Origin of the sequence: Neisseria benedictiae (genome assembly GCF_958267435.1) — a bacterium.
Taxonomy (GTDB): Bacteria; Pseudomonadota; Gammaproteobacteria; order Burkholderiales; family Neisseriaceae; genus Neisseria; species Neisseria bergeri.
Map to the genome: position 1 here is coordinate 52036 of NZ_CATQFV010000022.1, position 13001 is coordinate 65036.

The window sequence follows — 13001 nt, forward strand, 5'->3', positions numbered from 1 at the left end:
TTCGTAAAAATGCCGTCTGAACTCAGGCTTCAGACGGCATTTTTATCAGACGGACGAGGTTACAGTTTAATCCCTTTGAGCTTCGCCACGGTGTTGATGTCTTTGTCGCCACGACCTGAGAGGTTGACCAAAATCACTTGGTCTTTGCCCATTTTCGGCGCGTTTTTCACCGCCCAAGCAACGGCATGGCTGGATTCGAGCGCGGGGATAATGCCCTCGTATTTGCACAACAAATCAAAGGCTTCGAGTGCTTCTTCGTCTTTGGCAACGGTGTATTCGACGCGCTTGATGTCGTGCAGGTGGCTGTGTTCCGGGCCGATGCCTGGGTAATCCAAGCCTGCGGAAACGGAGTGCGTACCCAAAACCTGACCGTTTTCGTCCTGCATCAGATAGCTGCGGAAGCCGTGCAGTACGCCAATCGGTGCGCCCGAAGTAATCGGCGCGGCATGATCGGGGGTATCCACGCCCAAACCGCCGGCCTCCACGCCGACGAGGCGCACGTTTTCTTCTTCGATATAGGGGTAGAACAAACCGATGGCGTTCGAGCCGCCGCCCACGCAGGCAACGGCAACATCAGGTTGGCGACCGATGGCTTCCAACATTTGTTCTTTGGCTTCGTTGCCAATCACGCATTGGAAATCGCGCACCATTTCGGGATACGGTGCGGGACCGGCGGCGGTACCGATGATGTAGAACGTGTCATCCACGCGGGCGACCCATTCGCGCATCGCTTCGTTCATCGCGTCTTTCAGCGTGCGGCTGCCGCTTTCTACACCGACCACGTTCGCGCCCAACAATTTCATGCGGAACACGTTAGGCATTTGGCGTTGGATGTCGTCCGCACCCATGTACACGTCGCAAGTCATACCGAAGCGTGCGGCAACGGTGGCACTCGCCACGCCGTGCTGACCCGCGCCGGTTTCGGCGATGACACGTTTTTTGCCCATGCGGCGGGCGAGCAATGCCTGACCGATGGTGTTGTTGACTTTGTGCGCGCCGGTGTGATTCAAATCTTCACGCTTCAGCCAGATTTGTGCGCCGCCCAGATGCTCGGACAATCGCGCGGCGTGGTAAACGGGGCTGGGCCTGCCGACATAATGTTTCAAATCATGGCGGAACGCTTCCCAAAATGAAGGATCTTCTTTCGCTGCTTTATAGGCTTCTGCCAATTCTTGCAAAGCCGGAATCAGGGTTTCGGAAACATAAAGTCCGCCGTGTTCGCCGAAAAAGCCCTTCTCGTCGGGCGCTTGGTAGTTTTTCATCGGATTTCTTTCTTGTGCTTCAAATTTTCAGACGGCCTCTCCATTTTTGCAAACATGCCGTCTGAACGGGAAATTGTCGGCAATTATAACTGTTTTTCACACAAACCCGCCATTTCGAAAAACGCCCGATACGCCGCCGCCTTTTTCGCCAAACTCAAAGGATAAGCACGCGAAGTCGAAGGCAGGCGGGTCAGGGTCAAATCCCGTCCGGCAAACGGAAACGGCACGGTTTCGCCCGTTTTTGGCATTTTGATGCCGCCGCCCTGAATATCGAGCAGGATTTCCGTCGCCTTGCCGCCCGTCGTACAAATATGGCGGCACCGGGGTATTTTTGCCAACACCGCCGCCAAATCGACGGTTTCGACTACTTTTAAAAACTTGTCGGACGCATTGCCGTGTTCCCTTACCGCCTTCAACACGGTCGGACAGGACGCTATCCCCGCCCTGTTCAGGAAATCCCTTATCCTGCATCCGTCGAATGCTTTTTCAGACGGCATCTGGAAATGCGCCGCATCGTTAAAAAACACCAGTCCGTAAACGCGCCACATATCGTTTTGGAAATTCGGATAATGAAACTGCATCGCGCGTTTGTCTTCCTTGGGCGGAAACGTCCCCATCATCATGACCGATGCCCCGTTCGGCAAAACGGGATCGAACGGATAACTTTCAATTTCCAACCCGACCGCATTATTTTCCATTTTCACCCCATATACCCGGCCGCCCGCTTCAGGCGGCATTTTGTCCCAAATGTATCAAAATCATGCCGCCGGCTGCCGCCGCACAACCCGCCGCCAAAGAAATATGCAGCGGCTCCCCCAAAAACCAGACCGAACACAACATACCGAAAATCGGTACCAATGTTACATAAACAGACGCACCGCCCGCCCCCAATACTTTCACGCCTTCAAAATACCACGCATACGCCAAAACAGTCGCACCGACCGCCAACCACAGCAATGCAAGCCAGCCGCGCCCATCCATGACTGCTACCGCCCCAAGCGGCAAACCTTCCGCAAACCATGCCACGGCGGACAACATCAGCGCACCGGACATCGACGTAACCGCGGCAACCGTCAGCGCATCAATCCCGCGCAAAACCTTGCGCCCTATCAACGTATAAGCTGACCAGCAAACCACGCATCCGAAAATCAGCCATTCCCCGGGCTTCAACCCGTCCGCCAGCACCTCTGCCGGATTACCCTGCGTAACCGCAGTGACCGCACCGCCGACGGTCAGCAACATACCCGTCAGGATTTTCATATTCAAATATTCCCCGAACAACCACACCGCCAACAGCAGCGTCAACACCGGGTTCACGCTCATGACGACCGCGGCTTTGCCGGCTGGCATCTGCTGCAGGCCCAACATGAAGAATACGGCATACCCGCACACGCCGAACAAAGCGGCAACCGCCAAACCCAGCCATTGCCGCGACGACAAAACCGACAAAGCCGCAAACCTGCTGCGCGCAAACAACCAACCCGACAACAAAACCGAAGCCAGCAGAAACCTGACCGCCCCGCCCGTCAACGGCGGCAGAGACTGCCCCAATATCCTGCCCATAGGCCAAGACGCACCCCATAATACCGCCATACCCAAGAGCTTCACATGAATCAGATAAGTCCTCATACAGTATCCAACCGTAAAAATACCAAACCGACGGATAAGACCGAACAAAACAGCATTATCAAGCCCCGCCGTTTTCGGTTACAATGTCCACATCAAACCGATATTGTAAACATATTCACATTTAAATGCCGAACAAGATGTCCATACGGCTTGCCGGATTCCCTCGAAACAGAAGGGACACCTTCCCAAAAATCCGGCCCGTATCCTCAAAACCGGTTGCACCGGTCAAGGAAACCCGATGAAAGAACACAAAGCCCGCAAGCGTTTCGGGCAGAATTTTTTGCAGGACACGCGGATCATCAGCGATATCGTCAACGCCGTGCACCCACAGGCGGATGATGTCGTGATTGAAATCGGTCCGGGTTTGGCGGCGATTACCGAACCTTTGGCGAAAAAACTGAACTGCCTGCACGTTGTCGAAATCGACCGCGACATCGTATGCCGTCTGAAAACGCTGCCGTTTGCGGATAAACTGGTGATTCACGAAGGCGATGTATTGCAGTTTGATTTCAACGGCATCGCAGGCAAAAAGAAAATCGTCGGCAACCTGCCGTACAATATTTCCACGCCGCTTTTGTTCAAGCTGGCGGAGGTGGCGGACGATGTCGTCGATATGCACTTTATGCTGCAAAAAGAAGTGGTCGAGCGTATGGTTGCCGCGCCGAAAAGCAACGACTACGGCCGCTTGGGCGTGATGCTGCAATATTTTTTCGATATGGAAATGCTGATTGACGTGCCGCCCGAATCGTTCGACCCTGCGCCGAAAGTGGATTCAGCAGTGGTGCGTATGATTCCGGTGAAACACCGCATCGGCAAAGCGGACAATTTCGAGCATTTCGCCAAACTCGTGAAACTCGCCTTCCACCAACGCCGCAAAACCATACGCAACAATCTGAAAGAGCTTGCAGGCGACGATGATTTGCAGGCAGTCGGCATCAATCCGCAAGACCGCGCCGAACATATCGCGCCGGAAAAATACGTGGCGTTGAGCAATTATTTGGCAGGCAAGGCCGTCTGAAACAGTTGTCGGAATTTTGAAAAAACTTGACGGCTGGAAAACAGAATACGGCTTGAAAAACTGGTATTTGCGCGATGCGGGCGGCTATATCGGCATACACATTTATTTCAAAAACAGCAGCAATTTCTACTATCCGTGGGAATTGCAGGTTTGGGATGAAAAAGATGCCAAAGCCAATATTGAAAACCATATGATGTACAAACGGAATTTTGTGCGTTGAATTACTGGCAAGCCGCATTGAAACCGTTTATAACTGTTTATAAGAAAATAAACCATAAAATACACAGCCGCACTCCTGACTTTTCTTTTAACTGCCTGAAGGAATAAACCATGAAATACACAGCCGCACTCCTGACTTTTCTTTTAACTGCCTGCATGAACCCGAACGATGCGTTTTTCCAAAACCGGCGTTATCAAATGCTGGAGGCGCAATTAAACGGTTCAAATGCCATTTTCCATTACGGTTATTCCCAAAATCCCGATCATGATTTATTGGTCGACCAAGTCCGCGTGCCGGACGCGTACAGGGCTTCATTTGAGCGGGATTGGATAGCGAAGGAGCAAGGCTACCGCAAAAACGACTGCGTACTGAAAAAAGCGGAAAGCGGGGGTGTGACGTACTACACCTGCGATGCAGAAAAAGGATTCAACGGCACACGTTTCGTCATCTATGTCGTGAATATGAAAAACGACAAAGGCTACGTCAAAGTTTACCGGAGCATGAATAAGCCGAATCAAGAAGAGTTAACCAAATTGGTTGCCGATTTGAATAAGTTTTACCCTTAATCAGTCAGACAGATTCAGACTGCCTGAAAAGAATGGACACTATGATCAAATTCAAAAACGTACACAAACATTTCAAAGACCTGCACGTCATCAACGGCGTGAACTTGGAAATCAAAAAAGGCGAAGTGGTCGTCGTCTGCGGGCCTTCGGGCAGCGGCAAATCCACACTCATCCGCACCGTCAACCAGCTTGAAAGCATCGAAAGCGGCGAGATTTGGGTGGACGGTGTCAACGTTGCCGACCCCAAAACAGATTTGAACAAAATCCGCGAAGAAGTCGGCTTCGTATTCCAAGGCTTCAACCTCTACCCCCACCTGACCGTATTGGAAAACATCACCCTCGCACCGATGAAGGTTAAAGGTCAAAATGCGGAACAGGCGGAGAAAAAAGCGATGGAACTTTTGGAACGCGTCGGACTGGCACACAAAAAAGACGCCTTCCCGTCCCAACTTTCCGGCGGCCAGCAGCAACGCGTGGCGATTGCGCGCGGGTTGGCGATGGAACCGCGCGTGATGCTGTTTGACGAACCGACCTCCGCACTCGACCCCGAAATGGTCGGCGAGGTATTAAAAGTCATGAAAGACTTGGCAGAAAGCGGCATGACCATGATGTGCGTAACCCACGAAATGGGTTTTGCCCGCGAAGTTGCCGACCGGGTGCTTTTTGTCGATAAAGGGCAAATCCTCGAAGACGAAACGCCCGAAGCGTTTTTTACCAACCCAAAACACGAACGCGCCAAACAATTCCTGCAACAGGTCATGACCCATTGATGCTATGCCGTCTGAAAACCGGACGTTCAGACGGCATAGCCCGACACCGCAAGATGATTGAGAAAGAAAACCATGTATTTTGTTGACCGCACCGCCGTCGTCCTCAAGCCGACCGTCCGCTTTTTGGAATGGCTCAAAAGCACCGATGAAAATATGCCCGACCTAACCATAGAGCAGCTTCGTGCCAACTGTTCCGTCTTCCTCGTTCCGCAGTTCGACGAACCGGAAGCCGTCGTTTCCTACTTCGACGAACGCTACCGGCAGATTTTTGAAGCCGAACTCGCCGACTGGGACATCGATAAGGATAAATGGCCGCAAGATATGGGGCTGAAGGCGTTTTGGGAATTTTTCGACATCGAAATCCACGATATGGTTTTGGATATGGAAGAAGCGGATTTGAACATCACGCCCGTGTTCGACAATATGATGTAACGCCATGCGCGCCTTTCAGACGGCATTGAGGCCGTCCCGCATCCTGAACATCCTGACCGTATCACTCCACTCGGCTTCCATTGCCGTCTGCCTGACTTGGTTTTACGGCTGGATGATGTGGTTCGGTTTGGCGGCTTTGGCGGCAAGTTACGCATACTCGCTCAGGATAACGAACCTGAAAAACCGCCATGCCATAACCGCCATTACCATAGACCGCGACGGACGGGCGGAAATCGTATCCGGCAAAGACAAAACAGCGGCAACACTTGCGGGCAGCAGTATGGTTACGCCTTATGCCTTATTCTTACAATGGGACACCGGTGGCAAAACCGTCAGCCAATGCATCATGCCCGACATGACGGACAAAGAATCCTACCACAAGCTGAAAGTCTGGGTACTTTGGCGGCAGCCGAAAAAAACCGCCGAAACCGATACATCAGACTGATTTCAGACGGCACTTGAAAACGAAACACTCATGAAAACACTACAAGACTGGCTCTCGCATTTGGAAACCGCCCACAGCGGCGGTTTGATCGACATGGGTTTGGAGCGCGTAGGCGAAGTGAAAAAGCGCATGAACCTGACACCGCAATGCCCCGTCGTCGTCGTCGCGGGAACAAACGGCAAAGGTTCGGTCTGCGCCTACCTGACACAGATTTACAAACAGGCGGGCTACAAAACCGGTACGCTGACCAGCCCGCATTTATTGCGTTACAACGAACGCATCGCTGTCAACGCCGAGCCAGTTTCAGACGACACAATCACCGCTTCCTTCGAACGCATCGAAACCGCATGCGGCGAAATATCGCTGACCTATTTTGAATTCAATGCCTTGGCGGCTGTCGACATCTTCATACGCGAACAGGTTGACGTGATGATATTGGAAGTCGGCTTGGGCGGACGCTTGGACGCGGTCAACGCGTTTGACGGCGATTGCGCGGTGGTTACTAGTGTAGATTTGGACCATCAGGCATTTTTGGGCGATACGGTCGAGCAGGTCGGCTTTGAAAAGGCAGGCGTGTTCCGCAGCGGCAAGCCCGCAATCTGCGGTCAAAACCCCGCGCCCGAATCATTGGTCGCACACGCCGAAGCCATAGGCGCGAAACTGCTGATGGTGCAGCGCGATTTCGATTTCTCCTCATTGGAAAACATCCAATGGAACTACCGCTTCCATCCGAAACATTCAGACGACCCCACGCGTAACCGCAATTCCCTGCCGTTCCCCGCATTGCGCGGCGCATACCAACTTTCCAATGCCGCCTGCGCGCTGACCGTGTTGGAATGTTTGAACGAAAAATTGCCGGTGGACATTGGCGCCATCAAGCGCGGATTGCTGCTGGTTGAAAACCCCGGACGCTTCCAAGTCCTGCCCGGCCGGCCGCTGACCGTGTTGGATGTCGGACACAATCCCCACGCTGCCCGCGCCCTGCGCCGCAGCCTGATTAATTTGGCGTTTGCACAAAAACGCACCGCCGTATTCAGCATGTTGTCCGACAAAGACATAGACGGCGTGTTGGAAATCGTTAAAGACCAGTTTGACGAATGGTATATCGCGCCTTTGGACGTGCCGCGCGGCATGACGCTCGATGGCCTGCAAAACAAACTGCACGAACACAGCATCGAAAACATACAGACATTTGCCACCGTCCGCGAAGCATACTGGGCGGCAGCCTCAAAAGCGGGCGAAAACGATAGAATCGTCGTATTCGGCTCATTTCATACCGTTGCCGATGTCATGTCGGTACTTTAAAAGGAATCTTCCATGTCCGAAAACAAACAAAACGAAGTCCTGAGCGGTTACGAACAACTCAAACGGCGCAACCGCCGCCGTCTCGTAACGGCAAGCTGCCTGGTTGCCGCCTCCTGCATCCTGCTGGCGGCCGCCCTCAGCTCCGATCCCGCCGACAGCAACCCTGCCCCGCAGGCCGGCGAAACCGGCGCAACGGAAAACCAAACGGCAAACGCGGCACAAGCCCCGGCTTTGAAATCCGCCGCCGGAAACGGGGAAACCGCCGCCGGCAAACCGCAGGACGCGGCAGGCGGGGGCAAACCCGCCGACGACGGCGGAATCAGCGAACCCGAAGACATCGGCGCACCACTGGTCATCATCAACAACCGGCTCGACGACAGCAATATAAAAGGTTTGGAGGCATCCGCAAAACCGCAACAGCAAGAAGCTGCCGCAAAACCGCAACCAGAAGAAACCGCCGCAACCGCACAGGCGGAGGCAAAACAAGGCGCGGCCGAAAAAGTGCCGGCAACTGCCGACAGTACGGATACGGCAGCGGTTGAAAAACCGAAACGCACTGCCGAAACAAAACCGCAAAAAGCGGAACGCACTGCCGAAGCCAAGCCCAAAGCCAAAGAAACCAAAACCGCCGAAAAAGTTGCCGACAAACCGAAAACTGCCGCCGAAAAAACCAAACCGGATACGGCCAAATCCGACAAGGCGGTAAAAGAACCGAAAAAATCCGATAAGGCAGAAAGCAAAAAACCGGCTGAAAAAGACAGTTCGGACGGCAAAAAACACGAAACGGCGCAAAAAACCGACAAGGCGGACAAGACCAAAACCGCCGAAAAAGAAAAATCCGAAAAATCAGGCAAAAAAGCCGCCATTCAGGCAGGTTATGCCGAAAAAGAACGCGCCTTGAGCCTCCAGCGCAAAATGAAGGCAGCCGGTATCGACTCGACCATTACTGAAATCATGACCGACAACGGCAAAGTTTACCGCGTCAAATCAAGCAACTATAAAAACGCAAGGGATGCCGAACGCGATTTGAACAAATTGCGCGTGCACGGTATCGCCGGTCAGGTAACGAATGAATAGCCTCCCCATTGCCGACCTCCTCGTCTCCGCCGTCATCGCCGCCTGCATCGTCATTTCCACGATGCGCGGCGTGATTGCGGAGGCAGGCTCAATGGCGGCATGGGTGGTTTCCTTTTTTTTCGCCAAACTCTTTGCCGCACCCTTCGCCGACATCGCCTTTGCATCGTTCCAACCTCGCCTGTTTGCATTGGCTCTGTCGTTCATTTCCCTGTTCGTCATTGCCTGTCTGATCCAGAAAATGCTCCGTTCGCTGCTGACCGGCGCAGTTTCGGCGGTCGGTTTGGGCTTTGCCAACCGCATTTTGGGCGGCGTATTCGGTGCATTGAAAGGCGTTTTGATTGTTACCCTGCTGATCATGCTTGCTTCAAAAACCGACCTGCCCGATACCGAAGAATGGCGGCAATCTTACACACTGCCGTTTTTCGTATCGCTTTCCGAAGCCGTGTTGAACCATAGCGGCGGCACGGCGGAAACTCCGGAAAACGATTGATTGCCATACGGATATTTCAGACGGCATCAAGCCGATTCTAATTTCAGAAGGCATCGCCAAAAACGGGGTTTTAAACATCAAAAACGCAACCGCCCAAAATATGCCCACGGTGCGCCGCGTACCGCCCGTCCTGATAGGGGTAGTGCCGACGGCAGCAGGCGGTTTAGGCGACGCTCACACGGCGGCGGAAGTGTTCCGCTTCAAGCCCCGCGCGGCGGCGGAAACCGCGTAAAAAATGCCGTCTGAAGCCTTCAGACGGCATTTTTGCGAGAAATATTTCCCCTGTCGCACACGCCGCCCGCATAACTGGCCCGGCTTTATCCGCCATACCGCGCCTGCCTGCCCCATCGGGCATTGTCAACAATTCAGGCAAAAAACCGCCGTTTGCTTTATAATTCCGTTTTACCCTTAAACCTCGAATCGGAGAAGACGATATGTGCGGCGTATTAGGTTTGGTCAGTCATGAACCCGTGAACCAGCTTCTGTACGACGGCTTGCAGATGTTGCAGCACAGGGGACAGGATGCGGCGGGCATTGTAACGGCCGAAGGCGGCACCTTCCATATGCACAAAGGCAAAGGAATGGTGCGCGAAGTCTTCCGTACACGCAATATGCGCGATTTGGTCGGCAACGCCGGTATCGCCCACGTCCGTTATCCTACTGCAGGCAACGCGGGCAGCAGCGCGGAGGCGCAGCCTTTCTACGTCAGCTCGCCTTTCGGCATCGTTTTGGCGCATAACGGCAACCTCACCAACACGGCCGAACTGTATGAAAACGTGTGCAACAAACACCTGCGCCACGTCAACACCAGCTCCGATTCCGAAGTTTTGCTCAACGTATTCGCGCACGAATTGCGCCGCGAAGTCTCTAAAAACGCCGACCCGCACCGGCTCAATGCCGACAATATTTTCAACGCCGTTGCCGAAGTCCACCGCCTAGTGCGCGGCGCATACGGCGTGGTTGCCATGATTGCGGGCTACGGTATGCTCGCCTTCCGCGACCCTTACGGCATCCGCCCGCTGGTATTGGGTTCGCAAACCGACAACGAAGGCAGGAAATCCTATGCAGTCGCCTCCGAATCCGTCGCCTTCAACGCGCTTGCCTACGATTTGGAACGCGATATCCGGCCGGGCGAAGCGGTATTTGTCGGCTTTGACGGCACAATCATCGCCCGACAATGCAGCGATAAGGCCAAACTCAGCCCCTGCCTTTTTGAATACGTCTATTTTGCCCGTCCCGACTCCGTGATTGACGGCGTGTCCGTTTACCAGTCGCGCTTGGATATGGGCGTGTCCTTGGCGGAAAAAATCAAACGCGAGCTGCCCGTGGACGACATCGACGTCGTGATGCCCATCCCCGACACCAGCCGCCCCAGCGCGATGGAGCTTGCTGTCCACCTCAAAAAGCCTTACCGCGAAGGTTTGATTAAAAACCGCTATATTGGCCGCACCTTTATTATGCCCGGTCAGGCAACGCGCAAAAAATCCGTGCGCCAAAAACTCAGCCCGATGGAAACCGAATTTGCAGGCAAAAACGTGTTGCTGGTGGACGACTCCATCGTGCGCGGGACGACCAGCCGCGAAATCGTCGAAATGGTACGCGCGGCGGGCGCGCGCAAAGTCTATATCGCCTCCGCCGCGCCCGAAGTGCGCTATCCCAATGTGTACGGCATCGATATGCCCACGCGCGAAGAGTTGATTGCCAACGGGCGCAGCGCGGCGAAAATTGCCGCCGAAATCGGCGCGGACGGCATCGTGTTTCAAGACTTGGACGATTTGGAAGCCGTCGTCAAAGCACTCAATCCGAAAATCGAATCCTTCGATTCGTCCTGTTTCAACGGCATTTATCAAACCGGCGACATCGATGATGCCTACCTCGACCGCCTGTCCGCCGAGAAATCCGGCTGCGGCGGTCTGAAAATCCACCCAAGCAGGATGGAACACAGCATCAGCATCAGCGATGCGGGCGACGAAGAATAAGGCTTCCCAAACCGCGATGCCGTCTGAAATCCGAACGTTGGGTTTTCAGACGGCATTTCCCATATCGGCATCACATTTCCCGTTTCATCCGCACGCAATATGAGTACCGAAACCAAAAACTACATTACGCCCGCCGGATGGCAGGCATTGAAAGACGAACTTTACCGGCTGGTCAACAAAGAACGCCCCGAAATCGTCCAAATCGTCAACTGGGCGGCAGGCAACGGCGACCGCAGCGAAAACGGCGACTATCTTTACGGCAAACGCCGTATGCGCGAAATCGACCGCCGCATCCGTTTCCTGACCAAGCGTTTGGAAGCTGCCGTCGTCGTTGATCCCGAATTGCGCGAAGCGACCGACCAAGTGTTTTTCGGCGCGACGGTCGGGCTGTTGCGCGGCAACGGGCGCGAGCAAACCGTCAAAATTGTCGGCATCGATGAAATCGATACCGCGCAAAACAAAATTTCTTGGATTTCGCCACTGGCTCGTTGCCTGATTAAAGCGCGCGAAGGCGACGAAGTGGTTTTAAACACGCCGGAAGGGCGTGAGGAAATTGAAATCCTTTCTGTCGAATACATCAAAATCGACTGATCGAGAATGCCGTCTGAAACGGTGCAAGCGCGCCGTTTCCCAAATAAAGGAATACCGAATGAGGAAAATCCGCACCAAAATCTGCGGCATCACCACACCGGAAGACGCATCGGCCGCCGCAGCGGCAGGTGCAGATGCCGTCGGGCTGGTCTTTTTCCAAGGCAGCAGCCGGGCCGTCGATATTGCCCGCGCCAAAAAAATCACCGCCGCACTGCCGCCGTTTGTCAGCATTGTCGCCCTCTTCGTCAACGAAAGCGCGCAAAACATCCGCCGCATCCTTGCCGAAGTACCGATACACATTATCCAATTCCACGGCGACGAAGACGACGCATTCTGCCGTCAGTTCGACCGCCCCTATATCAAGGCCATTCGTGTTCAGACGGCATCAGACATCCGAAACGCCACCCACCGTTTTCCCAACGCTCAGGCACTGCTGTTCGATGCCTACCATCCTTCGGAATACGGCGGCACCGGACACTGCTTCGACTGGACGCTGCTGGCGGAATATTCGGGCAAACCGTGGGTGCTTGCCGGCGGGCTAACCCCTGAAAACGTCGGCGAAGCCGTCCGCATCACCGGAGCTGAATCTGTCGACGTATCCGGCGGTGTGGAAGCGTCTAAAGGCAAAAAAGACCCCGCCAAAGTTGCCGCCTTTATCGCAACCGCCAACCGCCTATCCCGTTAAAGCAACAAAAATTGCCGCTGGAATGACTTATAGTGGATTAACAAAAACCAGTACGGCGTTGCCTCGCCTTAGCTCAAAGAGAACGATTCTCTAAGGTGCTGAAGCACCAAGTGAATCGGTTCCGTACTATTTGTACTGTCTGCGGCTTCGTCGCCTTGTCCTGATTTTTGTTAATCCACTATAATCTAAAAAATTTATGTTATTAAATCAGTAATTTCTGATGAATTTTGAAAACTTAATCCCGTCATTCCCGCGCAAGCGGGAATCCGGCTCGTTCGGTTTCGCTTGTTTTAAGTTTCGGGTAACTTCCACTTCGTCATTCCCGCACAGGCGGGAATCCGGTTCATTCGGTTTCGCTTGTTTTAAGTTTCGGGTAACTTCCACTTCGTCATTCCCGCGCAGACGGGAATCCAGTGCGTTGAGCTTCAGCTATTTAGAATAAATTTTGAAACTCTAATCGCGTCATTCCCACGAAAGTGGGAATCCAGGACGCAAAATCTCAAGAAACCGTTTTATCCGATAAGTTTCCGCA

At 53.7% G+C, this 13001-nt stretch carries 15 protein-coding genes and 1 pseudogene; 12 read left to right on the forward strand and 4 right to left on the reverse strand.

Translation table 11 applies throughout. The features are described 5' to 3' along the window. Positions 1 to 59: 59 nt before the first annotated feature. The 3 genes from trpB to Q3O12_RS01575 form a co-directional block, all read right to left on the reverse strand. On the reverse strand, positions 60 to 1262 hold the full coding sequence (gene trpB, locus Q3O12_RS01565; protein WP_301669002.1) for a tryptophan synthase subunit beta: 1203 nt from the start codon (positions 1260 to 1262) through the stop codon (positions 60 to 62). A gap of 83 nt (positions 1263 to 1345) precedes the next feature. Continuing rightward, positions 1346 to 1999, reverse strand: a complete 654-nt coding sequence (locus Q3O12_RS01570; protein ID WP_301669003.1) for a DNA glycosylase — start codon at positions 1997 to 1999, stop codon at positions 1346 to 1348. Then, positions 1989 to 2891, reverse strand: a complete 903-nt coding sequence (locus tag Q3O12_RS01575) for a DMT family transporter (RefSeq protein ID WP_301669004.1) — start codon at positions 2889 to 2891, stop codon at positions 1989 to 1991. Before Q3O12_RS01575 ends, Q3O12_RS01570 begins: the two co-directional genes overlap by 11 nt. Positions 2892 to 3129: 238 nt before the next feature. Here Q3O12_RS01575 and rsmA point away from each other — a divergent pair, with 238 nt between their 5' ends. From rsmA to Q3O12_RS01620, 9 genes and pseudogenes are all read left to right on the forward strand, one after another. Then, positions 3130 to 3909: a 16S rRNA (adenine(1518)-N(6)/adenine(1519)-N(6))-dimethyltransferase RsmA gene (rsmA, locus tag Q3O12_RS01580; protein WP_301669005.1), complete on the forward strand. Its 780-nt coding sequence runs from the start codon at positions 3130 to 3132 to the stop codon at positions 3907 to 3909. After that, a pseudogene (locus Q3O12_RS01585) lies at positions 3884 to 4129 on the forward strand (GTP pyrophosphokinase); the annotation flags it as partial. The gene rsmA and the pseudogene Q3O12_RS01585, both read left to right, overlap by 26 nt. Positions 4130 to 4239: 110 nt before the next feature. Beyond that, positions 4240 to 4695, forward strand: a complete 456-nt coding sequence (locus Q3O12_RS01590; protein ID WP_301669007.1) for a hypothetical protein — start codon at positions 4240 to 4242, stop codon at positions 4693 to 4695. Positions 4696 to 4736: 41 nt separating this feature from the next. Further along, on the forward strand, positions 4737 to 5465 hold the full coding sequence (locus Q3O12_RS01595) for an amino acid ABC transporter ATP-binding protein (RefSeq protein WP_002240396.1): 729 nt from the start codon (positions 4737 to 4739) through the stop codon (positions 5463 to 5465). A 72-nt stretch (positions 5466 to 5537) separates the two neighbouring features. Then, on the forward strand, positions 5538 to 5897 hold the full coding sequence (locus Q3O12_RS01600; RefSeq protein ID WP_301669009.1) for a hypothetical protein: 360 nt from the start codon (positions 5538 to 5540) through the stop codon (positions 5895 to 5897). Between the two features lie 4 nt (positions 5898 to 5901). Continuing rightward, a complete protein-coding gene (locus Q3O12_RS01605; RefSeq protein WP_301669010.1) occupies positions 5902 to 6342 on the forward strand; it encodes a protein YgfX in 441 nt (146 codons plus the stop codon). A gap of 30 nt (positions 6343 to 6372) precedes the next feature. Further along, complete coding sequence (folC, locus tag Q3O12_RS01610; RefSeq protein WP_301669012.1) at positions 6373 to 7647, forward strand: bifunctional tetrahydrofolate synthase/dihydrofolate synthase; 1275 nt, start codon at positions 6373 to 6375, stop codon at positions 7645 to 7647. Between the two features lie 12 nt (positions 7648 to 7659). Continuing rightward, the gene (gene ftsN, locus Q3O12_RS01615) at positions 7660 to 8724 is read left to right on the forward strand and encodes a cell division protein FtsN (RefSeq protein WP_301669013.1); all 1065 of its coding nucleotides are present in this window, start codon (positions 7660 to 7662) and stop codon (positions 8722 to 8724) included. Beyond that, positions 8717 to 9214, forward strand: a complete 498-nt coding sequence (locus tag Q3O12_RS01620) for a CvpA family protein (RefSeq protein ID WP_301669014.1) — start codon at positions 8717 to 8719, stop codon at positions 9212 to 9214. The genes ftsN and Q3O12_RS01620 overlap by 8 nt, the downstream gene beginning before the upstream one ends. A gap of 163 nt (positions 9215 to 9377) precedes the next feature. Here Q3O12_RS01620 and Q3O12_RS01625 read toward each other — a convergent pair whose 3' ends face one another. Next, complete coding sequence (locus Q3O12_RS01625) at positions 9378 to 9587, reverse strand: hypothetical protein (protein ID WP_301669015.1); 210 nt, start codon at positions 9585 to 9587, stop codon at positions 9378 to 9380. Positions 9588 to 9648: 61 nt separating this feature from the next. Between Q3O12_RS01625 and purF the strand changes: the two genes are divergently transcribed. From purF to Q3O12_RS01640, 3 genes are all read left to right on the forward strand, one after another. Further along, the gene (purF, locus tag Q3O12_RS01630) at positions 9649 to 11193 is read left to right on the forward strand and encodes an amidophosphoribosyltransferase (RefSeq protein WP_301669016.1); all 1545 of its coding nucleotides are present in this window, start codon (positions 9649 to 9651) and stop codon (positions 11191 to 11193) included. A gap of 99 nt (positions 11194 to 11292) precedes the next feature. Continuing rightward, positions 11293 to 11784 (forward strand): transcription elongation factor GreB, encoded by a 492-nt coding sequence (gene greB / locus Q3O12_RS01635; RefSeq protein WP_301669017.1) that lies wholly within the window; start codon positions 11293 to 11295, stop codon positions 11782 to 11784. A 58-nt stretch (positions 11785 to 11842) separates the two neighbouring features. Beyond that, positions 11843 to 12469: a phosphoribosylanthranilate isomerase gene (locus Q3O12_RS01640; RefSeq protein WP_301669018.1), complete on the forward strand. Its 627-nt coding sequence runs from the start codon at positions 11843 to 11845 to the stop codon at positions 12467 to 12469. Positions 12470 to 13001: the final 532 nt, after the last annotated feature.